The sequence below is a fragment of the Brucella sp. LJL56 genome (assembly GCF_054871705.1).
The window spans coordinates 138,886-161,162 of the sequence record NZ_JBTXLQ010000008.1 but is presented as its reverse complement, the minus strand read 5'-3'; the positions used below and the strand labels follow the sequence as shown (position 1 = coordinate 161,162).

Below are 22,277 nucleotides of genomic sequence, written 5' to 3'. Positions count from 1 at the left end.
CGTGGCTGAAACGTCTTCGCTCATTTCAGGTGTCGCACAGCGCTACGCCGGATCGCTTTTCGAGCTTGCGCTCGACGCGAAATCCGTTGCGGCTGTGGAAAAAGATCTCGACCGTTTCGAGGCGCTTCTGAGCGGAAGCGAAGACCTCAAGCGGCTGATTTCCAGTCCGGTATTTTCGTCGGAAGACCAGCTTCACGCCGTCGGCGCTCTTGCCGACAAGGCGGGCATCAAGGGTCTGGTCGGAAATTTCCTGCGCGTTGTCGCGCGGAACCGCCGCCTCTTTGCGCTGCCGGGCATAATCGCCGCTTTCCACAAGATTGCTGCTGAACATCGTGGCGAGATTTCCGCCGATGTTCTTTCCGCGCACGAATTGAGTGCCGCGCAGCAGAACGAATTGAAGGCAACGCTGAAGGGCGTGGCCGGCAAGGACGTGACGATCAACGTCACCGTCGATCCGTCGATCCTCGGCGGTCTTATCGTCAAGATGGGTTCGCGTCAGATCGACACGTCCCTTCGTACCAAACTTTCTTCTCTTAAGCTTGCACTGAAAGAGGTCGGCTGATGGACATCCGCGCCGCGGAAATTTCCGCTATCCTGAAAGAGCAAATCAAGAACTTCGGCAAGGAGGCTGAGGTCTCCGAGGTCGGTCAGGTTCTGTCCGTCGGTGACGGCATTGCTCGCGTCTATGGTCTGGACAATGTTCAGGCTGGTGAAATGGTCGAATTCCCTGGTGGTATTCGCGGCATGGCGCTGAACCTTGAAAGCGACAATGTCGGTGTCGTTATCTTCGGTGCCGACCGTGACATCAAGGAAGGCGACGTCGTCAAGCGTACTGGCGCCATCGTGGATGTGCCGGTTGGTCCAGGTCTGCTCGGCCGTGTTGTCGATGCTCTCGGCAACCCGATTGACGGCAAGGGCCCAATCGTTGCTACCGAGCGTCGCCGCGTCGACGTCAAGGCGCCGGGCATCATTCCGCGTAAGTCGGTTCATGAGCCAATGTCGACCGGCCTCAAGGCTGTTGACGCTCTGATCCCGGTTGGTCGTGGTCAGCGCGAGCTGGTCATCGGCGACCGTCAGACCGGCAAGACCGCCATCATTCTCGACACCTTCCTGAACCAGAAGCCGATCCACGACAACGGCCCGGACAGCGAAAAGCTTTATTGCGTTTACGTTGCTATCGGCCAGAAGCGTTCGACTGTTGCTCAGTTCGTCAAGGTTCTCGAAGAACGCGGCGCTCTCGAATATTCGATCGTTATCGCTGCTACCGCTTCCGATCCGGCCCCCATGCAGTATCTCGCTCCGTTTGCGGGTTGCGCGATGGGCGAATATTTCCGTGACAACGGTCAGCACGCTCTCATCGGTTACGACGATCTGTCGAAGCAGGCTGTTGCTTACCGTCAGATGTCCCTTCTGCTTCGTCGTCCTCCGGGCCGTGAAGCTTATCCGGGCGACGTTTTCTATCTGCACTCCCGTCTTCTCGAACGCGCTGCAAAGCTCAACGACGAAAACGGCGCTGGCTCGCTGACGGCTCTGCCGGTCATCGAAACGCAGGGCAATGACGTTTCGGCCTTCATTCCGACCAACGTGATCTCGATCACCGACGGCCAGATCTTCCTCGAAACCAACCTGTTCTATCAGGGTATCCGTCCGGCTGTTAACGTCGGTCTGTCGGTTTCGCGCGTTGGTTCTTCGGCCCAGATCAAGGCCATGAAGCAGGTTGCCGGTTCGATCAAGGGCGAGCTTGCCCAGTATCGTGAAATGGCCGCTTTCGCACAGTTTGGTTCCGACCTTGATGCCTCGACCCAGCGTTTGCTGAACCGCGGCGCACGTTTGACCGAGCTTCTCAAGCAGCCGCAGTTCTCGCCGTTGAAGACGGAAGAACAGGTTGCCGTGATTTACGCTGGCGTGAATGGCTATCTCGACAAGATCGCCGTTAATCAGGTTGGCAAGTTCGAAGCAGGTCTTCTTTCTTCGCTGCGCACCGAGCACAAGGATGTTCTCGACGCGATCCGCGACGAAAAGGCACTCACCGACAACATCAAAGCAAAGCTCAAGGCAGCGGTCGACGCGTTCGCCAAGTCTTTCGCTTGAATTTTGTGACGGGATGAACGGATGCCTTCACTAAAGGATCTGAGAAACCGTATCGCCTCGGTCAAGGCGACGCAGAAAATCACCAAGGCGATGCAGATGGTCGCCGCGGCGAAGCTGCGCCGTGCCCAGGAAGCTGCGGAGGCCGCACGGCCTTACTCGCAGCGCATGGGTGCCGTTCTCGCGAATATCGCGCAGAATGTCAGCGGCGAAGACGCACCGGCCTTGATGGCCGGTACGGGCAAGGACGACGTGCATCTGCTCGTCGTCTGCACCGCAGAACGTGGCCTTTGCGGCGGTTTCAACTCGCAGATCGCGCGTCTGGCGCGCGATCATACCCGCAAGCTCCTCGCTGAAGGCAAGACGGTCAAGATCATCACGGTTGGCAAGAAGGGCGCAGATATACTGCGTCGCGAATTTGCCTCGCTGATCATCGACCATGTCAATTTGCGCGAAGTCAAGCAGCTCGCTTTTGTGCATGCCGACCAGATCGGCCACAAGGTGATCGAGTTGTTCGAACAAGGCGCATTTGATGTCTGCACCCTGTTCTATTCCGAGTTCAAGTCGGTGATTGCACAGATTCCGACCGCGCAGCAGCTCATTCCGGCTTCGGCCGGCGATGTTGCGCAGGCGGATACTGCAGGCGATGCGATTTATGAGTACGAACCTGATCCTGCGGCGATCCTGAGCACGCTGATCCCGCGCAATATTTCGGTCCAGATTTTCCGCGCACTGCTGGAAAATGTGGCGGGCGAAATGGGCGCGAAGATGAGCGCGATGGACAATGCGACGCGCAATGCGGGCGACATGATCAACAAACTGTCGATCACGTATAACCGTCAGCGTCAGGCTCAGATCACCAAGGAACTGATCGAAATCATTTCGGGCGCGGAAGCGCTCTAGGGTTTACCGCATGATCTTATCCGAGAAGTCTGCAACTTTTCGGGACCATGCTAACGGAAGGTAAGGATCGATGGCAAAAGCAGCGACCCCGAAAACTACCGCCGCGGCCGAAGCGAAGCCAGCAGCGGCCAAGAAGGCTCCAGCCAAGGCTACACCAGCTAAGGCGGCTGCCGCCAAGTCTCCAGCAGCTCCCAAGGCTGCAGCGACCGGCGCAGTTGGCCGTATCACTCAGGTTATCGGCGCTGTTGTCGACGTACAGTTCGAAGACGGTCAGCTCCCGCTGATCCTCAACGCTCTGGAAACCGACAATCTGGGCAACCGTCTGGTTCTCGAAGTTGCGCAGCATCTGGGCGAAAACACTGTTCGCACCATCGCCATGGACTCGACCGAAGGTCTGGTTCGCGGTCACGAAGTGCGCGACACGGGCAACCCGATCATGGTTCCGGTTGGCGAAGAAACGCTCGGCCGTATCATGAACGTTATTGGTGAGCCAGTTGACGAAGCTGGTCCGATCAAGACCACTGCTCGTCGCGCGATTCACCAGGAAGCTCCTGAGTATATCGAACAGTCGACCGAAGCTGAAATCCTCGTAACGGGCATCAAGGTCGTCGACCTTCTCGCTCCTTACGCCAAGGGTGGTAAGATTGGTCTGTTCGGCGGTGCGGGCGTTGGTAAGACCGTTCTCATCATGGAATTGATCAACAACGTCGCTAAGGCGCACGGCGGTTACTCGGTATTCGCAGGCGTTGGTGAACGTACCCGTGAAGGTAACGACCTTTACCACGAAATGATCGAATCGGGCGTTAACAAGCTCGGTGGCGGTGAAGGCTCCAAGGCCGCACTCGTTTACGGTCAGATGAACGAGCCTCCGGGTGCGCGCGCTCGCGTTGCCCTGTCGGGTCTGACGGTTGCTGAAAACTTCCGTGACAAGGGCCAGGACGTTCTGTTCTTCGTGGACAACATCTTCCGCTTCACGCAGGCTGGTTCGGAACTTTCGGCTCTTCTCGGTCGTATTCCTTCCGCTGTGGGTTATCAGCCGACGCTGGCAACCGACATGGGCGCGATGCAGGAACGCATCACCACGACGACCAAGGGTTCGATTACTTCGGTTCAGGCAATTTACGTTCCTGCCGACGATTTGACCGATCCTGCACCGGCAACGTCGTTCGCTCACTTGGACGCGACCACCACGCTGAACCGTTCGATCGCTGAAAAGGGTATTTACCCGGCTGTGGATCCTCTCGAATCCACGTCGCGTATGCTTGATCCGATGATCGTTGGTGAAGAACATTACGCCGTCGCCCGTCAGGTGCAGGCGATCTTGCAGCGCTACAAGGCTCTTCAGGACATCATCGCCATCCTCGGCATGGACGAACTTTCGGAAGACGACAAGCTGACGGTTGCGCGCGCTCGTAAGATCGAACGCTTCCTGTCGCAGCCGTTCTTCGTGGCCGAAGTGTTTACCGGTTCGCCCGGCAAGCTTGTTGCGCTCGAAGACACCATCAAGGGCTTCAAGGGCCTTTGTGCTGGCGATTACGATCATCTTCCGGAGCCGGCCTTCTACATGGTCGGATCGATTGAAGAAGCGATCGAAAAGGCGAAGAAGCTGGCTGCTGAAGCGGCTTGATGAATTGAGTTTCCCGGTGGGCCGCAAGGCCCGCCGTGAAAGCCAATCATTTTGTTTAAGCATGTTTTTTCGAAAACCGGTTTCCACCTTTCGAGATCATGCTTTTGAATTCAAGTGAGAACCATGGCTCAAGCTTTCCAATTCGAACTCGTGTCGCCTGAACGACTCCTGCTTTCTGCGCAGGTGACGGAAGTCGTCATTCCGGGTAGCGAAGGCTATCTGACGGCTCTCGCCGGTCATTCGCCGCTGATGACGACGATCATGCCGGGTGTCGTTTCGGTGAAGCTTGCCGATGGCAAGTCCGACTCCTACGTGGTCTTCGGCGGCTTTGCCGATATCACCCCGCAGGGCTGCACCGTTCTGGCCGAATCGGCGACCCATGTGGACGATATCGACCCGGCAGACATTCAGCGCCGCATCGATCATGCCCGCGAGGCTCTGGACGACGCTTCGTCCAACGAACATCGCACCAAGGCGGAAATCTTCCTGCATCAGTTGATGACGCTGCAGGGAACGATCATGCCTGCCTGATAGGTGGCAGTTTAATGTTTTTCGAGAAAGCGGGCTTTGGCCCGCTTTTTCTTTTTTGAGTGTATCCCGAAACCGGTTCCCACTTTTGGGAGACATGCTCTAGATCACTGGCTTTGCAGTGAATTTGTTCGTTATGCAGTCATATCGGCGCTGAATCCCATCACTCTTGCGTGAGTTCAGGAAGTTCGCTTGAAAATAGTTCGCCAGCGATTTATCCAAATCTGTAATCATTAGTTTACTAATATATAAGGCGGTTGGCATGGATACGGCAGATCTTAAAGCTGAAATGATTGATGCCATGGCGAAGGTTAATCGCAGGCTTCGCACCGTTTTCGACGCGCGTGTGAAAGAGCGCGGACTGACATTGGCCCGGGCGCGCACCTTGCTTGCCTTGATCGAACAGGAAGGCCTCTACCAGAAGGAACTGGCAGAAGCGCTGGAAATCGAGAATGCGACGATGGTTCGCCTGCTTGACGGTCTGGAGCGCCAATCCTTCATCGAGCGGCAGACGGTTCAGGGCGATCGGCGCGCCAAACGGGTGGTGATGACGGCGGAAGGCAAAACTCTGGCCGAACAGGTCGTGAAACTTGCCGGTGATGTTCGCGAGGACCTGCTGGAAGGCGTGAGCGACGAGGAGCTGGGCATTGCGCTCAATGTTCTCCGCAAAATGTCAGCATCGATGAACAAGACCCATTGAGCAGCCATCATTCCCCCGCGATCCAGATAAAGCCGGAGCTCACGCTTCGGCTTTTGTTTTAGCGATCGCATTTTCGTGAGCCGGTGTCCCGAAATCAGACATATCGTGCCATCTTTCGGTCGCAGCCAAGCAGTCCACTGGTAGTGTTATTGACCTTGTAAAATCCTGACGAGGAGCGTTGGAGATGCGTTATTCGTCTCAGGCGGCCATTGGCCTCTGCGCCATTCTTTCCATCGTTTCGGTGCAGGCGAAGGATATGGAGCGTGGAACTCGCCATGCCTATGCACTGGCCGTATATGGCGTCAACACCGATGACGGACTGGTTCTCGATACCGGCCCGTTTGCGGCGACAAGTATCAGAACCAACGAACGGGCGCGCCGGTCATTGCGCGCCCGTTAGAGTGCGTTTCGATCTGATTGGATCAGATCAGCGCTCTAGCTTCTTCTATTTCGAGCATAATCTTATCGATCCTTGTTTCACTCCGGTCGGATTGTGCTCTCAAGCTTGGTGCCCAAGTTTACGGCGCAAGAGTGCGCAGATAGGTCATTAGCTCGCTGGCCGTATCACTGGCCCGCTCTGGTTGGCGGGAAATGATCGCCTCGATGAGTGTTGCATGCGCATTGGCCGAACCGGATATTCCGGTCGACGGCCGAAGGCGAAACCAGAAGCGGCGGCTGTGGGTTTGCAAGGGTGCTGCGATACGGGCGGCATAGGGATTGCTTGCCGCTGCGCCCAGAACAATGTCGAATGCCTTGTCGGCGTTGAGAAACAGTGCCACGTTCTCGGTGGGAATGGCCTGCCGCATGGCTGCAGCGGCAGCTTCAAGCCGTTCATAATCACGCGGGCTGCCGAAACGCGCCGCATCGCGTGCCAGAACCCGCTCGACACCCTCGCGGGCATCCAGCACCTTGATGAAATCCTTTGGGTCAATAGGCGCTATGGCGATGCCCGAACGCGGGCGCACTTCCACGAGGCCTTCCCATGCAAGCCGTTGAATGGCTTCGCGCATCGGCGTGCGACCCATGCCTGTCAGCTCGATGAGCGTACGCTCGTTGACGACAGTGCCAGGTTCCAGTTCCAGCGTGACGATGGAACGTTCCAGAATGCGATAAGCCTGCTCGGCCAGACTTTCGCTGCCCCAGCCGTCCATGGTCGCCAGCGGCACGCTTGCCTGGCTCCGTGTCAACCTGTCTCGAACGCTCGTCTCTTCCATGCCTGTCCATGCCTTGTGGTTACGACGATTGACATAGTTCAATCTTACAGATATATCTCTGATATATCAATACGGTGTGATGTAAACTGGTTGATCCCTAAATCTGCTTATGTGGCTTTTTCAAGCGATGGCGAAGTTTCAGCACAGTGTCATTCCAAAAAATCGATAGACAGAATCGGGGTGACCGGCATTGAAACTATGTTGAGTGCCGATTGCTCGGACCATAGACGCTGTCCGGGTTTTGACCATTCCGGACTGTGGGTAAAATTGAATCCGGTGGGGAGCCGCAAAAGATGAAATCTGATCCGCAGGGTCAGCAGGATGTTCTCATTATCGGTGGCGGTATTGTCGGTGTCGCCGCTGCCGCCTTGCTTGCCGAGGCAGGACGCCAGGTTCTGGTCATAGACAGAAGCGGCATTTGCGAGGAAACCAGCTCAGGCAATGCGGCGGCGCTGGCATTTTCCGATATTCTTCCGCTTGCCTCCAAAGGCGTGATGCGCAAGGTGCCGGGCTGGCTGTTGGATCCGCTTGGTCCATTTACGATCCGCCCCTCTTATTTTCCAAAGATGGTGCCGTGGCTCTATCGCTTCTGGCGTGCAAGCAGTGCAGATGCGCTGGCGAAAACCGCAGTTGCACAGGCCGATATTATGCGTCTTGCAGGCAGCGAGATGATGGCGCTCATCGATCGCGCGGGATTGCGCGACAGGTTGCGTGAGAACGGCAATCTGGAACTCTATGAAAGTGAAGCGGAACTTACCGCCTCGCAGCCGGGCTGGGACGTCCGCGAGAAGGCTGGAATTGCCTATGAACACGTGCGTGGCGATCGGCTTGCCGAATTACAGCCGGGCCTGAGCCCGCGTTTCGTTGCTGGAACGTTTGTTCCCGGCTGGAAGAATGTCAGCGATCCCAAGCTGTTTGGCAAGGCGATCTGGGCCTATGCCGAAAGCAAGGGCGCGCACTTTCTTCAGGCGAAAGTCACGAGTGCAAGACCAGGTAATGGCGGGGCGAGCATTCGCCTTGAGGATGGAACCGAAATCAAGGCGGCACATCTTGTCCTGATGGCGGGCGCGTGGTCTCGCGATCTTGCCAAAGGCTTTGGCGACGCCGTGCCGCTCGATACGGAACGCGGTTACAACACGACACTGCCTGTTGGAAGTTTCGATGTGAAGCGGCAGTTGACATTCCCCGGCCATGGCTTTGTGGTCACACCCATGGAAACCGGGCTGCGAGTGGGTGGCGCCGTGGAATTCGGCGGTCTCGACCTGCCGCCCAATTTTGCACGATCTGAAGCCATGTTAAAGAAGGCTTCCATGTTTCTGCCCGGCCTTCGCACCGAGGGCGGGCGGCAATGGATGGGTTATCGGCCGTCCATGCCCGATTCCGTGCCGGTTATCGGGCGTGCTTCGGCGGGCGGAAACATCTATTATGGCTTCGGCCATGGCCATCTCGGCCTCACGCAATCGGCTGCGACCGGGCGGCTTATCCGCGATCTCATCACGGGGGCCGCGCCTGCAATCGACATTGAACCTTTCAAGCCACAACGTTTTCGGAACTGACCATCATGGCAAGACATTCCTTCTTCTGCGTCGACGGACATACATGCGGCAACCCCGTGCGTCTGGTGGCTGGCGGCGGGCCGAACCTGGAAGGTTCGACCATGATGGAAAAGCGGGCGCATTTTCTGCGCGAATATGACTGGATTCGCACCGGTCTCATGTTCGAGCCGCGCGGCCATGACATGATGTCGGGTTCCATTCTCTATCCGCCGACCCGGCCTGATTGCGATGTCGCCGTGCTTTTCATCGAGACGTCCGGTTGCCTGCCGATGTGCGGCCACGGCACCATCGGAACCGTGACGATGGCGATTGAGCATGGACTGGTGACGCCGAAGACGCCGGGCAAGCTCAATCTCGATACGCCTGCCGGTCTGGTGGCAATCGAATACGAGCAGAACGGACAATATGTCGAGCGCGTTCGTCTTACCAATGTTCCGGCTTTCCTTTATGCCGAAGGGCTTGAAGTCGAATGCCCGGACCTTGGCACCATCAAGGTCGATGTGGCCTATGGCGGCAATTTCTACGCGATTGTCGAGCCGCAAGAAAATTACACGGACATGGAAGATTATTCCGCGCTGCAGTTGATTGGCTGGAGCCCGATCCTGCGTGAGCGGTTGAATGAGAAGTACAAGTTCCAGCATCCGTTGCTGCCCGATATCAATCGTTTGAGCCATATTTTGTGGACCGGAAAGCCAAAACATCCGGAAGCGCATGCCCGCAACGCCGTCTTTTATGGCGACAAGGCGATCGACCGTTCACCGTGTGGAACCGGTACATCTGCGCGCATGGCGCAACTGGCCGCCAAGGGCAAGCTGAAGCCCGGCGACGAGTTTGTGCATGAATCCATTATCGGGTCGCTTTTCCACGGTCGTGTGGAACGTGCGACGGAAGTAGTGGGCACGGACCGCACATTGCCGGCAATTATCCCTTCAATTGCGGGCTGGGCACGCATGACGGGATATAATACGATCTTCATCGACGACCGTGATCCCTTTGCACACGGGTTTACGGTCGCGTAAAGTGGGTACGGCTGGTAATTTTATTACTGGCTCCCAATTTTTTGGCTTTCGAGCCATGCAGAAAATGTGGAATAAGGCGTCCTGGGTAGGAGAAAAAAACATATACAGGACGTTTAGTAGGGGACGTAACTAGTTTGTAGAAGGATAATACCCTTAGTCTTTTGTCTGAGACAAAAGGGGGTTGCATTCCTCTATACAGCCGTTAGGTGTAAATAGCCGGGAATAAAATGAAGCGCACGAAATAAAGATGCGCCAAAAAAGTCCCGGGCGGTAAAATGGGTGGCTTCTCGATGGAATATTTCTTCCAGCAGGTGATCAACGGGCTCGCGCTCGGCTCGATCTATGGCCTGATCGCCATCGGCTACACGATGGTCTATGGCATTATCGGCATGATCAACTTTGCTCATGGCGATGTCTTCATGCTCGGCGCCTTCATGGCGCTGATTGTTTTTCTCATGATCACAACCTTCATTGGGGCATTGCCAATCGCGCTGATGCTTCTTTTGATGATGATCGTCGCCATGTTGCTGACGGGTTTGTGGAGTTGGACGATGGAGCGCGTGGCCTACCGGCCGCTGCGTGGTTCGTTCCGTCTCGCACCGTTGATCACGGCTATCGGCATGTCGATTGCCTTGTCCAACTTCGTCCAGGTGACGCAGGGGCCACGTAACAAGCCGGTGCCTCAACTGCTGAACGGTTCCTACAATATCCTGGGGACCAATGTGACGATTTCTCTGAAGCAGGTTGTGGTCATCGTGGTGACGGCGGTGCTGCTGACGATCTTCTGGTATATCGTCAATCGTACCTCGCTGGGGCGCGCGCAGCGTGCCTGTGAGCAGGATCGCAAGATGGCAGCCCTTCTTGGCATCAATGTCGATCGCGTCATCTCGCTCACCTTCGTGATGGGTGCGATGCTCGCGGCAGTTGCCGGTACGCTCTATCTTTCCTTCTATGGTGTGATTTCCTTTGCCGACGGATTCATCCCTGGCGTCAAGGCGTTCACGGCGGCCGTTCTGGGTGGCATCGGATCGCTCCCCGGGGCTGTGGTCGGTGGTTTGCTCATCGGTCTCATCGAGGCATTGTGGTCAGCGTATTTCTCGATCGACTACAAGGACGTTGCTGCGTTTTCGATCCTCGCCATCGTTCTGATCTTCATGCCGTCCGGCATTCTTGGCCGACCTGAAGTCGAAAAGGTTTAATCATGGCTGCACAGTCGAGTTCACGCCCGGATTCCCTTTTTGGCCGGGCCATTCGTGAAGGGTTCTTCGCCGGTCTTCTGGCACTGGGTCTCTTCTGCCTCATCATCGGTTTCAAGACCGATCAGAACATCAACAACGAACTGGTGCTCGTTCAGCGCTGGGGCACGCTGGCCGTTATGGTCGCACTGGCTGCGGTTGGCCGCTTCCTGTTCGTTGCCTTCGCCCAGCCCTGGCTGGAGGCACGCAAGCTTGCCAAGAGCAAGCAGCCTGCCGCTGCGGTCGAAAGCCCGTCTTTCGTGCGTCGCAACTTCTCGCGCCTTGGCGTTGCCTTCCTCTTTGTCTACCCGATTCTGATCGTTGCCTTCCTCGGCTGGCAGGGATCGCTCAAATGGGTCGACAATTTCGGCGTCCAGATCCTCATCTATGTGATGCTGGCATGGGGCCTCAACATCGTGGTAGGTCTCGCCGGTCTTCTCGATCTGGGTTACGTCGCCTTTTATGCAGTGGGCGCTTATTCCTATGCGCTGCTGTCGGCCTATTTCGGCCTGTCCTTCTGGATGCTGCTGCCAATTGCCGGTATTCTCGCCGCGACCTGGGGTGTTATTCTGGGCTTCCCGGTCCTGCGTCTGCGTGGTGACTATCTCGCCATCGTGACGCTTGCCTTCGGTGAAATCATCCGACTGGTTCTCATCAACTGGACCGATCTCACCCGCGGCACATTCGGCGTTTCCGGCATTGCCAAGGCAACCTTCTTCGGTCTGCCTTTCAATGCCAGCAAGGATGGTTTTGCAGCCCATTTCGGCCTCACCTTCTCGGCGGCGCACTACAAGTTCTTCCTCTATTACGTCATCCTTCTGCTGGCGCTCCTGACGGCCTGGGTCACCATCCGTCTGCGCCGCATGCCGGTTGGCCGCGCATGGGAAGCACTGCGTGAAGATGAAATCGCCTGCCGTTCGCTCGGCATCAACACCACCACGACCAAGCTCACGGCTTTTGCCACGGGGGCGATGTTCGGTGGTTTTGCAGGTTCCTTCTTTGCTGCACGCCAAGGCTTCGTCAGTCCGGAATCCTTCGTGTTCCTCGAATCCGCCGTCATTCTCGCCATCGTCGTTCTGGGCGGCATGGGCTCGCTGGTCGGCATCGCCATTGCTGCGATCGTCATGATCGGCGGCACGGAAATCCTGCGTGAAATGAGCTTCCTGAAAGCCATTTTCGGGCCTGATTTCACACCGGAACTCTATCGTATGCTGATCTTCGGTCTCGCCATGGTCGTCGTCATGGTCTGGAAGCCGCGTGGTTTCGTCGGAAGTCGAGAACCGAGTGCGTTCCTGCATGAGAAGAAGATGGTGTCGGGTGCCTTTACCAAGGAAGGGCACGGCTGATGGCGGAGATAAGCACTATGTCTGGCACTGCGTCTGATAAAGCCGAATTGGGCAACACTGAAAAAGATACCATCCTTCAGGTCGAGCATCTCTCGATGCGTTTTGGCGGTCTCGTCGCCATCAACGATCTGAGCTTCAATGTGAAGCGTGGGGATATCACGGCGATCATCGGCCCGAACGGTGCAGGCAAGACCACGGTCTTCAACTGTATCACCGGCTTCTACAAGCCGACGGGTGGCATGCTGACGATGAACCGGAAAACCGGCGAAAAGTTCCTGCTGGAGCGCCTGCCCGATTTTCGGATCACCAAGCAGGCAAGGGTGGCGCGTACCTTCCAGAACATTCGCCTGTTTTCAGGCCTCACCGTTCTGGAAAATCTGTTGGTCGCGCAGCACAACACGCTGATGCGCTCGTCGGGTTATACGATCCTCGGCCTTCTCGGTCTGCCCGGCTACAAGTCGGCGGCGAAGGACGCGGTTGAAAAGGCGCGTTACTGGCTGGAGAAAATCAACCTGATCGGTCGTGCGGACGATCCGGCGGGTGATCTGCCCTATGGCGATCAGCGTCGTCTGGAAATCGCCCGCGCCATGTGTACCGAGCCGGAAATCCTTTGCCTCGACGAACCGGCTGCCGGCCTCAATCCGCGTGAATCGGCAGAGCTCAACAAGCTCCTGCTCGATATCCGCAAGGAAACCGGCACGTCGATTCTGCTGATCGAACACGACATGTCGGTGGTTATGGAAATCTCCGATCATGTGATCGTGCTGGAATACGGCACCAAGATTTCCGACGGTGCGCCGGAAGAGGTCAAGAACGATCCACGCGTTATCGCCGCCTATCTTGGCGTGGATGACGAAGAGATTGCCGAGCTGATCGAAGAGGCGGACAAGCCCGGTGTTGTCGATCCGGCGCATCTGGTCGCGGCCCAGCTTGCCGAGGAAGCCATTGAGGAAGAAATCGCTGAAGAGAAGGGCGAAGTACCGTCTGAACGCGCTTCCCTGGCAGGTGGTCTGTCGTCGGCACGTGGCGGCAAGGCCGACAATCTGACCCTCATCAAGGGCATTGGCGCGGTCAACGAAAAGAAGCTCCACGAACACGGCATCTATCATTTCGATCAGATCGCCGCCTGGAGCGAAGCGGATATTGTGGAAGCTGAAACCTATCTGGAATTCGATGGGCGCATCGCTCGCGAAGACTGGGTCGGGCAGGCCAGGCAACTCGCCGCCGGTCAGGCGACCGAATTTTCCGAGCGCGTTGAAGCGGGTGATGTTCCGTCAAGCCATAAGACTGCTCCCGTAAAGGCTGGCAAGAGTGGGACCGCCAAGACTGGTGCCTCCAAAAGCGCCAAAGCGCCGACGAAAGCGTCGACAAAAGCTCCGGCCAAGCCCAAGAAGGGAGGCGAATGATGCAGGCTGAAACCATGCAGAAAAAGCAACCGCTTCTCGCCGTCGAAAAGGTCGAGACCTATTACGGCAATATTTGCGCCCTCAAGGGCATCGACCTGACTGTGGACGAGGGGGAGATCGTGGCGCTGATCGGTGCCAATGGCGCCGGCAAGTCGACGCTCATGATGACGATCTTCGGTTCGCCGAAGGCACGTACCGGCCGCATTCTCTTCAACGGCGAGGATATCACATCCATGCCGCCGCACGAGATTGCCAAGCTGCGCATTGCGCAGTCGCCGGAAGGTCGTCGTATCTTTCCGCGCATGACGGTTCTGGAAAATCTCCAGATGGGCGCAAGCCTCGATAATCAGCAATATTTCGAAGAAGACGTAAAGCTGATGTTCGACCTGTTCCCGCGTCTGAAGGAACGCATCAACCAGCGTGGCGGCACGCTTTCGGGCGGCGAACAGCAGATGCTGGCTATCGCCCGCGCGCTGATGGCGCGTCCGAAGCTTTTGCTTCTCGACGAACCGTCGCTGGGTCTTGCGCCGCTGATCGTGAAGCAGATTTTCGAGGCGATCAAGGAACTGAACCGTACACAGGGACTGACGGTGTTTCTCGTCGAGCAGAATGCATTCGGTGCGTTGAAGCTCGCTGACCGTGGCTATGTGATGGTCAACGGCTCGATCACCATGAGCGGCGCTGGCCGCGAATTGCTGGCCGATCCGGAAGTCCGCGCCGCCTATCTCGAAGGCGGAAGGCACTAGAGGGATCCTGTCATGCAATCGTCAGTCTTGTGCTATCTCTTTGATACGACGCATTTCCGGACGCAAAACCGCTTCGCACTTTTGCTGGAAATGCTCTAGGAGGATAAAATGCAGGGTATTCTCTACGAAGAACCGTCGTTCTGGCTGTTTTTCCTCATTACCTGTTTGCTGGGCGGCTGGGCCGCCTGGATGACGGGGCGTGCCTGTGCATCGACGTGGCGCACCTATCCGCAGCTTCTGCTCTATATGATCCCGCTGGGAGCTGCGGTGCGCTTCATCCACTTTGCGCTGTTTGAAGGAACGCTTCTTTCGTTCCACTACTATGTGGTTGATGTGATCGTGCTGATGATCATCGGTACGGTCGGCTTCCGCTTCACCCGCACCAAGCAAATGGTGAGGCAATATAGCTGGCTTTATGAAAAAGCTTCGCCTCTTAGCTGGAAGGCAAAATAATTTTAAAGCTTCGCCGTCATGCGGCGAAGCTTTTTTACAAGATCACGTTGACAGTAGTAAGATTCAACGTAGATATTGCTGAGTAATCAGCAAGAAAATAAGGCGATGCAAAACATCGTTTCGGGGTAAATACAATGATGGGAGTTCCAACAATGAAGAAATCGCTTTTCGCAGGCGTTGCTCTTGCAGCAGTTATGGCTTTCGGGGGCTCGGCTTGGGCTGATGTAGTTCTGGGTATCGGTGCACCTTTGACGGGTCCGAACGCCGTTTACGGTGCGCAGATTCAGAAGGGCGCGGAAGCCGCGATCAAGGAAGTCAACGATGCTGGCGGCATCAATGGCGAGAAAATTTCGATCTCGCTCGGCGATGACGTATCGGATCCGAAGCAGGGCATCTCCGTTGCCAACAAGTTTGCTGCCGACGGCGTGAAGTATGTCATCGGTCACTTCAACTCCGGCGTTTCGATCCCGGCTTCGGAAGTCTATGCCGAAAACGGCATTCTCGAAATCTCGCCTGCTGCGACCAACCCGGTCTACACCGAGCGCCAGCTCTGGAATACGTTCCGCACCTGCGGCCGTGATGACCAGCAGGGCATCGTTGCCGGTCAGTATATCTTCGATCATTTCAAGGACTCGAAGATCGCTGTCATTCACGACAAGACCCCTTATGGTCAGGGCCTTGCCGACGAAACCAAGAAGAAGCTCAACGAACTTGGCACCAAGGAAGCCGTCTATGAAGGCGTAAACGTTGGTGAAAAGGACTTCTCCGCTCTGATCGCCAAGCTCAAGCAGGCTGGCGTGAATGTGGTTTACTGGGGTGGTCTGCATCCGGAAGCCGGTCTCATCATTCGTCAGATGGCCGATCAGGGTCTGAAAGCCCAGTTCATCTCGGGCGATGGCATCGTGTCGAACGAATTGGCATCGATTGCAGGTCCGGCTGTCGAAGGTACGCTGAACACCTTCGGTCCTGATCCGCGCAACAACCCGAACAATGCCGATCTGGTGAAGAAGTTCCGCGATGCCGGTTTCGAGCCGGAAGCCTACACGCTTTATTCCTATGCGGCCGTTCAGTCGCTGGCCCAGGCCGCAAAGGCTGCCGGCAGCAACGATCCGCAGGAAATTGCCAAGGCGCTCAAGGAAAAGGGTCCGTTCAAGACCGTGCTCGGCGACCTCTCCTATGATGAAAAGGGCGATCCGAAGCTTCCTGGCTATGTCATGTACAAGTGGGAAAAGGGTGCCGACGGGAAATTTACTTACATTCAGCAGTAAGTTTCGCTCCTATTCTTTCGCGAATAAAGGAAATGCCCGGCTTCAAGCCGGGCATTTTCGTTTCAACGCTTCCAATCCGCATAAAGTCATGCGAAAAAAGCAGGACTTAGACGAAATCATTACTTTACTTCGATATTCAAAGTGATTGTATCTAGTTCGATGGCTGGATATAGGGCGATTCTCTATGTTTGGTCTCGCGTTCTGGTGGGAGGACCGGTTTCAACGCGGGGTAGTTTCAAGCCCGAATTGCGTTTCTGAGGCTGACGCGGTCTCCCACTCGAATGTCGGCAGGTTTTCGTGCGACAGCTTTAGCGTTGCCGTTCAAACCTGCAAGAATGGCGGTCATCTGATCCAGTCAGGTCACCGCTCCGACAGGCTATTTTGACACGTATACCGAAAATGATTTCAAACTTTCGGGCTGCGTTTTAGTGGGAGCGACTGAAATGAAGAAATCCTTATTCTGCGGTGTTTGCCTTTCCGCACTGGTTGCGATGGGCGGCGTATCCTTTGCCGACATCCAGCTCGGCGTCGGCGCACCGTTGACCGGCAGCCAGGCAGCTTTCGGCGAGCAGATCAAGCGCGGTGTCGAAGCGGCAGTCGCAGAAGCCAATGCCAAGGGCGGCATGAACGGTGAACAGATCACTATCGTTTATGGCGACGACGCTGCCGATCCGAAGCAGGGCATTTCTGTTGCAAACAAGTTCGTGGGCGATGGCGTCCAGTTCGTGATCGGCCACTTCAATTCCGGTGTCAGCATTCCGACTTCGGACATCTACGCTGAAAATGGCGTGTTGATGATCGCGCCGGGCACCACCAACCCGACTTTCACCGAGCGGGAACTGTGGAACACCTTCCGCACCTGCCGTCGTGATGATCAGCAGGGCATCGTTGCCGGCAAATATATGGCTGATAATTACAAGGATGGTAAAGTCGCCATCCTTCACGACAAGACCCCTTACGGTCAGGGCCTTGCCGACGAAACCAAAAAGTCGCTCAACGACAATGGCATGAAGGAAGCGCTCTACGAAGGTGTGAACCAGGGCGACAAGGATTTCTCTGCGCTTATTTCCAAGATGAAAGCCGCTGGCATCACTGCCGTTTATTGGGGCGGTATGCATCCGGAAGCAGGCCTGCTCATCCGTCAGATGGCTGATCAGGGCCTCAAGGCTCAGTTCATTTCGGGCGATGGCATCGTGTCCAACGAACTCGCCTCGATTGCCGGTGATGCTGTCGGAGGCGTCATGAATACCTTCGGTCCGGATCCGCGCGACGACAAGTCGAATGCCGAACTCATCAAGGCATTCCGTGACAAGGGCTTTGAACCGGAGGCCTACACCTTCTACGCTTATGCCGGTGTGCAGTCTCTGGTGAATGCCGCCAATGCTTCTGGCAGCAACGATCCGCAGGAAGTTGCGACTGCGATGAAGGAAAAGGGTCCGTTCAAGACCGTGCTCGGCGACATCTCCTTCGATGCGAAGGGTGATCCGAGCCTTTCGCCTTACGTCATGTTCGAATGGCGCAAGGGTGAAGACGGCAAGTATAATTACTTCCAGAAGTAAAATTGCCTCATATATTAGCATGAAGTGCTGTAAAATTCATCAATCTGCCCGGCGTTTAGCCGGGCATTTTGTTTTTATCTCCCGGTTGCACAGTTTGTTTGCGCTTGTGTCTATTGCAGGTTAAGCAATGGCGCCTTTGTCATAGCAGTTAGGGAGATCTGCCTTGTCTTTCGCCCCAAAGCCTATCCGGAAAATTCTGGTGGCCAACCGATCCGAGATCGCAATCCGCGTATTCCGCGCCGCCAATGAGCTGGGGCTCAAAACGGTGGCCATATGGGCTGAGGAAGACAAACTTTCCCTGCATCGCTTCAAGGCCGATGAAAGCTATCAGGTCGGTCGCGGGCCCCATCTGGATCGCGATCTCGGTCCGATTGAAAGCTATCTTTCCATTGATGAGATTATGCGTGTCGCCAAGCTTTCGGGTGCCGATGCGATCCATCCCGGCTACGGCCTTTTGTCGGAAAGCCCGGAATTCGCCGAAGCCTGTGCAGAAAACGGCATTATCTTCATCGGCCCGAAGCCGGAGACCATGCGCCGTCTTGGCAACAAGGTTGCGGCGCGCAATCTCGCCATCGAAATCGGCGTGCCGGTGGTTCCGGCCACGGACCCGCTTCCTGACGATATGGAGGAAGTGAAGAAGCTTGCGGCAGAAATCGGCTATCCACTGATGCTGAAGGCGAGCTGGGGCGGTGGCGGTCGCGGTATGCGCGCCATCCGCGCCGAGGCTGATCTCGCTCGCGAAGTGACGGAAGCCAAGCGCGAGGCCAAGGCTGCATTCGGCAAGGATGAAGTTTATCTCGAGAAGCTCATTGAACGGGCGCGCCATGTCGAAGTGCAGATATTGGGCGATACCCATGGCAATGCGGTTCATCTTTTCGAGCGTGACTGCTCGATCCAGCGACGCAACCAGAAAGTCGTGGAACGGGCGCCAGCGCCTTATCTCAACGACGGACAGCGTCAGGAGCTTGCGGATTATGGTCTGAAGATCGCCCATGCCACCGACTATATCGGCGCCGGTACCGTCGAGTTTCTGATGGATGCCGATAGCGGCAAGTTCTATTTCATCGAGGTCAACCCGCGCATTCAGGTTGAGCACACGGTTACCGAGCAGGTGACCGGCATCGATATCGTCAAGGCGCAGATCCATATTCTGGAAGGCTTTGCCATCGGGACGCCGGAATCGGGTGTGCCGCGCCAGGAAGATATTCGCCTCAACGGCCATGCGCTTCAGTGCCGTATCACCACGGAAGACCCCGAACAGAACTTCATTCCCGATTACGGACGCATTCAGGCCTATCGCTCGGCATCGGGTTTCGGTATCCGTCTGGATGGTGGCACGGCCTATTCGGGTGCGTTCATCACCCGCTATTACGACCCGCTGCTGGTCAAGGTGACGGCTTCAGGCGCAACGCCTCTGGAAGCCATTCGCCGTATGGACCGCGCCTTGCGTGAATTCCGTATCCGCGGTGTGGCGACGAACCTTACCTTCCTCGAAGCGATCATCAATCATCCGAAGTTTCAGGCTAACGACTATACAACGCGCTTCATCGACACGACGCCGGAACTGTTCGAGCAGGTCAAGCGGCAGGATCGTGCCACCAAGCTTCTGACCTATATCGCCGACGTGACGGTCAATGGCCATCCAGAAACCAAGGGGCGTGCAAAGCCGGCTAAGGATGCGGCCAAGCCGCGTGTGCCGTGGTTCGGCGACAAGCCGATTGTCGATGGCACCAAGCAGCGTCTGGACCAGCTTGGGCCGAAGAAGTTCGCGGAATGGGTGCGCAACGAAAAGCGCGCGCTGATCACCGATACGACCATGCGCGATGGCCATCAGTCGCTTCTGGCGACGCGCATGCGCACATACGACATTGCCCGCATCGCCAATTCTTACGCGCAGGCACTGCCGAACCTGTTTTCGCTGGAATGCTGGGGCGGTGCGACCTTCGACGTTTCGATGCGCTTCCTGACGGAAGATCCCTGGGAGCGTCTGGCGCTGGTGCGTGAAGCTGCGCCGAACCTCCTTCTGCAAATGCTTTTGCGCGGTGCGAACGGTGTCGGCTATAAATCCTATCCCGACAATGTCGTGAAATATTTCGTGCGCGAGGCAGCACGCGGCGGCATTGATCTGTTCCGCGTTTTCGACAGCCTCAACTGGGTCGAGAACATGCGCGTATCGATGGATGCGGTGCTGGAGGAAAACAAGCTCTGCGAAGCGGCTATCTGCTATACCGGCGATATCCTCAATCTGGAACGCGCCAAATATGATCTCAAATATTATGTCGATCTGGCGAAGGAAGTGGAAAAGGCAGGCGCGCATATCATTGCGGTGAAGGATATGGCGGGCTTGCTGAAGCCTGCCGCGGCGCGTGTGCTGTTCAAGGCGTTGCGCGAGGAAACCGATCTGCCGATCCATTTCCATACGCATGATACTTCGGGCATTTCGGCGGCGACCGTGCTTGCTGCGATCGATGCGGGCGTCGATGTGGTCGATGCGGCAATGGATGCGCTGTCCGGCAACACATCGCAGCCTTGCCTCGGTTCCATCGTCGAGGCGCTGCATGGGGCCGAGCGTGATCCGGGGCTTGATCCCGATTCGATCCGCCGCATTTCCTTCTATTGGGAGGCCGTGCGCAATCAGTACGCGGCCTTCGAAAGCGACCTCAAGGGACCGGCTTCCGAAGTTTACTTGCATGAAATGCCGGGCGGTCAGTTCACCAATCTGAAGGAGCAGGCCCGCTCTCTGGGACTGGAAACCCGCTGGCATGAGGTGGCGCAGGCCTATGCCGATGTGAACCGCATGTTCGGCGATATCGTCAAGGTCACGCCATCCTCCAAGGTTGTGGGCGACATGGCACTGATGATGGTCAGTCAGGACCTGACCGTCCATGACGTCGAAAACCCGGCAAAGGATATTGCTTTCCCGGATTCCGTGGTGTCGATGATGCGCGGCGATCTTGGTCAGCCGCCATCAGGATGGCCTAAAGCGTTGCAGAAGAAGATTCTGAAGGGCGACGAGCCGTTCACCGTGCGTCCCGGCGCCTTGCTGGAACCTGCTGATCTCAATGCCGAGCGTGAAGGGTTCGAGGAGACAGTCGATCGCAAGATTTCCGATCAGGAATTCGCTTCGGCGCTGATGTATCCGAAGGTCTTCACCGATTATGCTTCCGCGCAGGAAACCTATGGTCCGACAAGCGTGCTGCCGACGCCGGTCTATTTCTATGGCCTGAAGCCGGAAGAAGAAGTCTTCGTCGATCTGGAACGCGGCAAGACGCTGGTGATCGTCAATCAGGCCATGAGCGAGACTGACGAGAAGGGCATGGTGACGGTGTTCTTCGAGTTGAATGGCCAGCCACGCCGCATCAAGGTGCCGAACCGCGCCAAGGGCGCTTCCGGCGGTGTCCGCCGCAAGGTGGAAGCCGGGAACGACAAACAGGTCGGCGCGCCGATGCCGGGCGTCGTCTCCACGGTTGCCGTTGCAACTGGCCAAAAGGTTTCTCAGGGCGACGTTCTGCTTTCCATCGAAGCGATGAAGATGGAAACCGCTATCCATGCCGAACGCGATGGCACTATCGCGGAAGTGCTGGTGCGCCCCGGCGAGCAGATCGATGCGAAGGATCTTCTGGTCGTCTACTCCGAGTAAAAGTCTGGCATATTCAGGCTCTGGCGGCCTGCAAATGGCGTAGCCAGAATCTGCCAGACTTTAGGGGGCCTACATTCTCTAAAGCTAATGCCGCGCCGCTAAAACGGTGCGGCTTTTGTTTGCGCTTGCAGCGCTCCCAAAATCTGATATGCATGTTTGTGCCGATTTATGCATGATTGTGCATGTTGAAAGAGGTAACAGTGACAGAGCTTCTGCTTCACGAAAGACAGGCGCGCATTCAGGAACTGCTACAACGGTCGGGCCGTGTGCTGGCGGCTGAACTGGCGGAAAGCTTCGGTGTGTCCGAGGATACGATCCGGCGCGATCTGCGCGAGATGGCGGCGGCGGGGCTTTGCAGGCGTGTCTATGGTGGTGCGTTACGCGCGGTGCCTGAACCTTCTCCGCTTGCAGAACGGGATTCCGAGCGACCACTGGCGAAGGCCGCACTGGCTGCCGTCTTGGTAGGACTGGTTGAGCCCGGCATGACGGTGTTTCTGGATGCTTCTTCGGTGAACACGGCGCTGGCGCGGCTTCTGGTCGAACGCGGTGAAGCTCTCACCATCGTCACCAACACGCCGTCCATCGCTGCAAATCTCATGGGATCGCCGGAGATCGAGCTGATCATGATCGGCGGCCCAATCGACCGGCGGGTCAGCGCTGCCGTTGGTGCGCGTGCCCTGCGCGATGCCGAGCTGTTGCGTCCTGATCTTTGCGTTTTGGGTGCGTGCGGTATTGCTGCCGAAATTGGCGTGACGGCGCTGCATCTGGACGATGCGGAATTCAAACGGGTGATTGCCGGACGCAGCCGGGTGGTGGCGCTTGCCATCACGAGCGACAAGCTTGGCACGGTTGCCGCTCATGATGTCGTTCCTCTGGACGATGTCGGTGTCATGGCTGTCGAATATGATGCGGATGAAGCAGCACTTGCGCCCTATGTGGCATCGGGTATGAAGATTTTACGGGCGGCAGCGGACCGCAACTGAGGGATA

The 22,277-nt window shown here is 56.7% G+C and carries 19 protein-coding genes; 18 read left to right on the top strand and 1 reads right to left on the bottom strand.

Annotated elements, in window-relative coordinates:
* The first annotated feature begins 1 nt into the window (after window position 1).
* From ACYSN1_RS19060 to ACYSN1_RS19030, 7 genes are all read left to right on the top strand, one after another.
* Window positions 2-562: a F0F1 ATP synthase subunit delta gene (locus ACYSN1_RS19060; RefSeq protein WP_461727100.1), complete on the top strand. Its 561-nt coding sequence runs from the start codon at window positions 2-4 to the stop codon at window positions 560-562.
* A complete protein-coding gene (gene atpA / locus ACYSN1_RS19055; protein ID WP_140022006.1) occupies window positions 562-2,091 on the top strand; it encodes a F0F1 ATP synthase subunit alpha in 1,530 nt (509 codons plus the stop codon). Before ACYSN1_RS19060 ends, atpA begins: the two co-directional genes overlap by 1 nt.
* Before the next feature lie 21 nt (window positions 2,092-2,112).
* Window positions 2,113-2,991: a F0F1 ATP synthase subunit gamma gene (locus ACYSN1_RS19050; protein WP_105542733.1), complete on the top strand. Its 879-nt coding sequence runs from the start codon at window positions 2,113-2,115 to the stop codon at window positions 2,989-2,991.
* A gap of 70 nt (window positions 2,992-3,061) precedes the next feature.
* Window positions 3,062-4,618, top strand: coding sequence for a F0F1 ATP synthase subunit beta (atpD, locus tag ACYSN1_RS19045; RefSeq protein ID WP_461727099.1), 1,557 nt, complete (start codon window positions 3,062-3,064; stop codon window positions 4,616-4,618).
* 123 nt (window positions 4,619-4,741) lie between these two features.
* Entirely contained in the window at window positions 4,742-5,149 is a 408-nt protein-coding gene (locus ACYSN1_RS19040; protein WP_105542731.1) for a F0F1 ATP synthase subunit epsilon, read from the top strand.
* A gap of 259 nt (window positions 5,150-5,408) precedes the next feature.
* Complete coding sequence (locus tag ACYSN1_RS19035) at window positions 5,409-5,846, top strand: MarR family winged helix-turn-helix transcriptional regulator (RefSeq protein ID WP_461727098.1); 438 nt, start codon at window positions 5,409-5,411, stop codon at window positions 5,844-5,846.
* Window positions 5,847-6,030: 184 nt separating this feature from the next.
* On the top strand, window positions 6,031-6,246 hold the full coding sequence (locus tag ACYSN1_RS19030) for a hypothetical protein (RefSeq protein ID WP_461727097.1): 216 nt from the start codon (window positions 6,031-6,033) through the stop codon (window positions 6,244-6,246).
* Between the two features lie 118 nt (window positions 6,247-6,364).
* Here ACYSN1_RS19030 and ACYSN1_RS19025 read toward each other — a convergent pair whose 3' ends face one another.
* Entirely contained in the window at window positions 6,365-7,060 is a 696-nt protein-coding gene (locus tag ACYSN1_RS19025) for a GntR family transcriptional regulator (RefSeq protein WP_461727096.1), read from the bottom strand.
* A gap of 293 nt (window positions 7,061-7,353) precedes the next feature.
* Between ACYSN1_RS19025 and ACYSN1_RS19020 the strand changes: the two genes are divergently transcribed.
* The 11 genes from ACYSN1_RS19020 (at window position 7,354) to ACYSN1_RS18970 (ending at window position 22,271) form a co-directional block, all read left to right on the top strand.
* Window positions 7,354-8,616: an NAD(P)/FAD-dependent oxidoreductase gene (locus ACYSN1_RS19020; RefSeq protein ID WP_461727095.1), complete on the top strand. Its 1,263-nt coding sequence runs from the start codon at window positions 7,354-7,356 to the stop codon at window positions 8,614-8,616.
* Window positions 8,617-8,621: 5 nt separating this feature from the next.
* Window positions 8,622-9,635, top strand: coding sequence for a 4-hydroxyproline epimerase (locus tag ACYSN1_RS19015; protein WP_461727094.1), 1,014 nt, complete (start codon window positions 8,622-8,624; stop codon window positions 9,633-9,635).
* A gap of 290 nt (window positions 9,636-9,925) precedes the next feature.
* Window positions 9,926-10,834, top strand: a complete 909-nt coding sequence (locus ACYSN1_RS19010) for a branched-chain amino acid ABC transporter permease (protein WP_105543286.1) — start codon at window positions 9,926-9,928, stop codon at window positions 10,832-10,834.
* A 2-nt stretch (window positions 10,835-10,836) separates the two neighbouring features.
* The gene (gene livM, locus ACYSN1_RS19005; protein WP_461727093.1) at window positions 10,837-12,216 is read left to right on the top strand and encodes a high-affinity branched-chain amino acid ABC transporter permease LivM; all 1,380 of its coding nucleotides are present in this window, start codon (window positions 10,837-10,839) and stop codon (window positions 12,214-12,216) included.
* Window positions 12,216-13,622, top strand: coding sequence for an ATP-binding cassette domain-containing protein (locus ACYSN1_RS19000; protein WP_461727092.1), 1,407 nt, complete (start codon window positions 12,216-12,218; stop codon window positions 13,620-13,622). The genes livM and ACYSN1_RS19000 overlap by 1 nt, the downstream gene beginning before the upstream one ends.
* On the top strand, window positions 13,622-14,368 hold the full coding sequence (locus ACYSN1_RS18995) for an ABC transporter ATP-binding protein (protein WP_461727160.1): 747 nt from the start codon (window positions 13,622-13,624) through the stop codon (window positions 14,366-14,368). The genes ACYSN1_RS19000 and ACYSN1_RS18995 overlap by 1 nt, the downstream gene beginning before the upstream one ends.
* Before the next feature lie 108 nt (window positions 14,369-14,476).
* Window positions 14,477-14,821 carry a DUF6867 family protein gene (locus tag ACYSN1_RS18990; RefSeq protein ID WP_461727091.1) on the top strand — a complete coding sequence of 115 codons (345 nt, stop codon included), beginning with the start codon at window positions 14,477-14,479 and terminating at the stop codon, window positions 14,819-14,821.
* Window positions 14,822-14,973: 152 nt separating this feature from the next.
* Window positions 14,974-16,089, top strand: a complete 1,116-nt coding sequence (locus tag ACYSN1_RS18985; protein WP_140021996.1) for a branched-chain amino acid ABC transporter substrate-binding protein — start codon at window positions 14,974-14,976, stop codon at window positions 16,087-16,089.
* A 443-nt stretch (window positions 16,090-16,532) separates the two neighbouring features.
* Window positions 16,533-17,648, top strand: a complete 1,116-nt coding sequence (locus ACYSN1_RS18980; protein WP_461727090.1) for a branched-chain amino acid ABC transporter substrate-binding protein — start codon at window positions 16,533-16,535, stop codon at window positions 17,646-17,648.
* Window positions 17,649-17,811: 163 nt separating this feature from the next.
* A complete protein-coding gene (pyc, locus tag ACYSN1_RS18975) occupies window positions 17,812-21,288 on the top strand; it encodes a pyruvate carboxylase (RefSeq protein ID WP_461727089.1) in 3,477 nt (1,158 codons plus the stop codon).
* Window positions 21,289-21,470: 182 nt separating this feature from the next.
* Window positions 21,471-22,271 (top strand): DeoR/GlpR family DNA-binding transcription regulator, encoded by an 801-nt coding sequence (locus ACYSN1_RS18970; protein WP_461727088.1) that lies wholly within the window; start codon window positions 21,471-21,473, stop codon window positions 22,269-22,271.
* The last annotated feature ends 6 nt before the right edge of the window (window positions 22,272-22,277 follow it).

Excerpts from the sequence above, each read along its gene's own strand:
- ACYSN1_RS19000 (WP_461727092.1), top strand. The coding sequence starts at position 12,216 with ATGGCGGAGATAAGCACTATGTCTGGCACTGCGTCTGATAAAGCCGAA.
- ACYSN1_RS19025 (WP_461727096.1), bottom strand. The coding sequence starts at position 7,060 with ATGGAAGAGACGAGCGTTCGAGACAGGTTGACACGGAGCCAGGCAAGC.
- ACYSN1_RS19050 (WP_105542733.1), top strand. The coding sequence starts at position 2,113 with ATGCCTTCACTAAAGGATCTGAGAAACCGTATCGCCTCGGTCAAGGCG.
- ACYSN1_RS18990 (WP_461727091.1), top strand. The coding sequence starts at position 14,477 with ATGCAGGGTATTCTCTACGAAGAACCGTCGTTCTGGCTGTTTTTCCTC.
- atpA (WP_140022006.1), top strand. The coding sequence starts at position 562 with ATGGACATCCGCGCCGCGGAAATTTCCGCTATCCTGAAAGAGCAAATC.
- ACYSN1_RS19040 (WP_105542731.1), top strand. The coding sequence starts at position 4,742 with ATGGCTCAAGCTTTCCAATTCGAACTCGTGTCGCCTGAACGACTCCTG.
- ACYSN1_RS19030 (WP_461727097.1), top strand. The coding sequence starts at position 6,031 with ATGCGTTATTCGTCTCAGGCGGCCATTGGCCTCTGCGCCATTCTTTCC.
- ACYSN1_RS19015 (WP_461727094.1), top strand. The coding sequence starts at position 8,622 with ATGGCAAGACATTCCTTCTTCTGCGTCGACGGACATACATGCGGCAAC.
- livM (WP_461727093.1), top strand. The coding sequence starts at position 10,837 with ATGGCTGCACAGTCGAGTTCACGCCCGGATTCCCTTTTTGGCCGGGCC.
- ACYSN1_RS19035 (WP_461727098.1), top strand. The coding sequence starts at position 5,409 with ATGGATACGGCAGATCTTAAAGCTGAAATGATTGATGCCATGGCGAAG.
- ACYSN1_RS19010 (WP_105543286.1), top strand. The coding sequence starts at position 9,926 with ATGGAATATTTCTTCCAGCAGGTGATCAACGGGCTCGCGCTCGGCTCG.
- ACYSN1_RS18985 (WP_140021996.1), top strand. The coding sequence starts at position 14,974 with ATGAAGAAATCGCTTTTCGCAGGCGTTGCTCTTGCAGCAGTTATGGCT.
- atpD (WP_461727099.1), top strand. The coding sequence starts at position 3,062 with ATGGCAAAAGCAGCGACCCCGAAAACTACCGCCGCGGCCGAAGCGAAG.
- ACYSN1_RS19020 (WP_461727095.1), top strand. The coding sequence starts at position 7,354 with ATGAAATCTGATCCGCAGGGTCAGCAGGATGTTCTCATTATCGGTGGC.
- ACYSN1_RS18995 (WP_461727160.1), top strand. The coding sequence starts at position 13,622 with ATGCAGGCTGAAACCATGCAGAAAAAGCAACCGCTTCTCGCCGTCGAA.
- ACYSN1_RS18980 (WP_461727090.1), top strand. The coding sequence starts at position 16,533 with ATGAAGAAATCCTTATTCTGCGGTGTTTGCCTTTCCGCACTGGTTGCG.
- ACYSN1_RS18970 (WP_461727088.1), top strand. The coding sequence starts at position 21,471 with ATGTTGAAAGAGGTAACAGTGACAGAGCTTCTGCTTCACGAAAGACAG.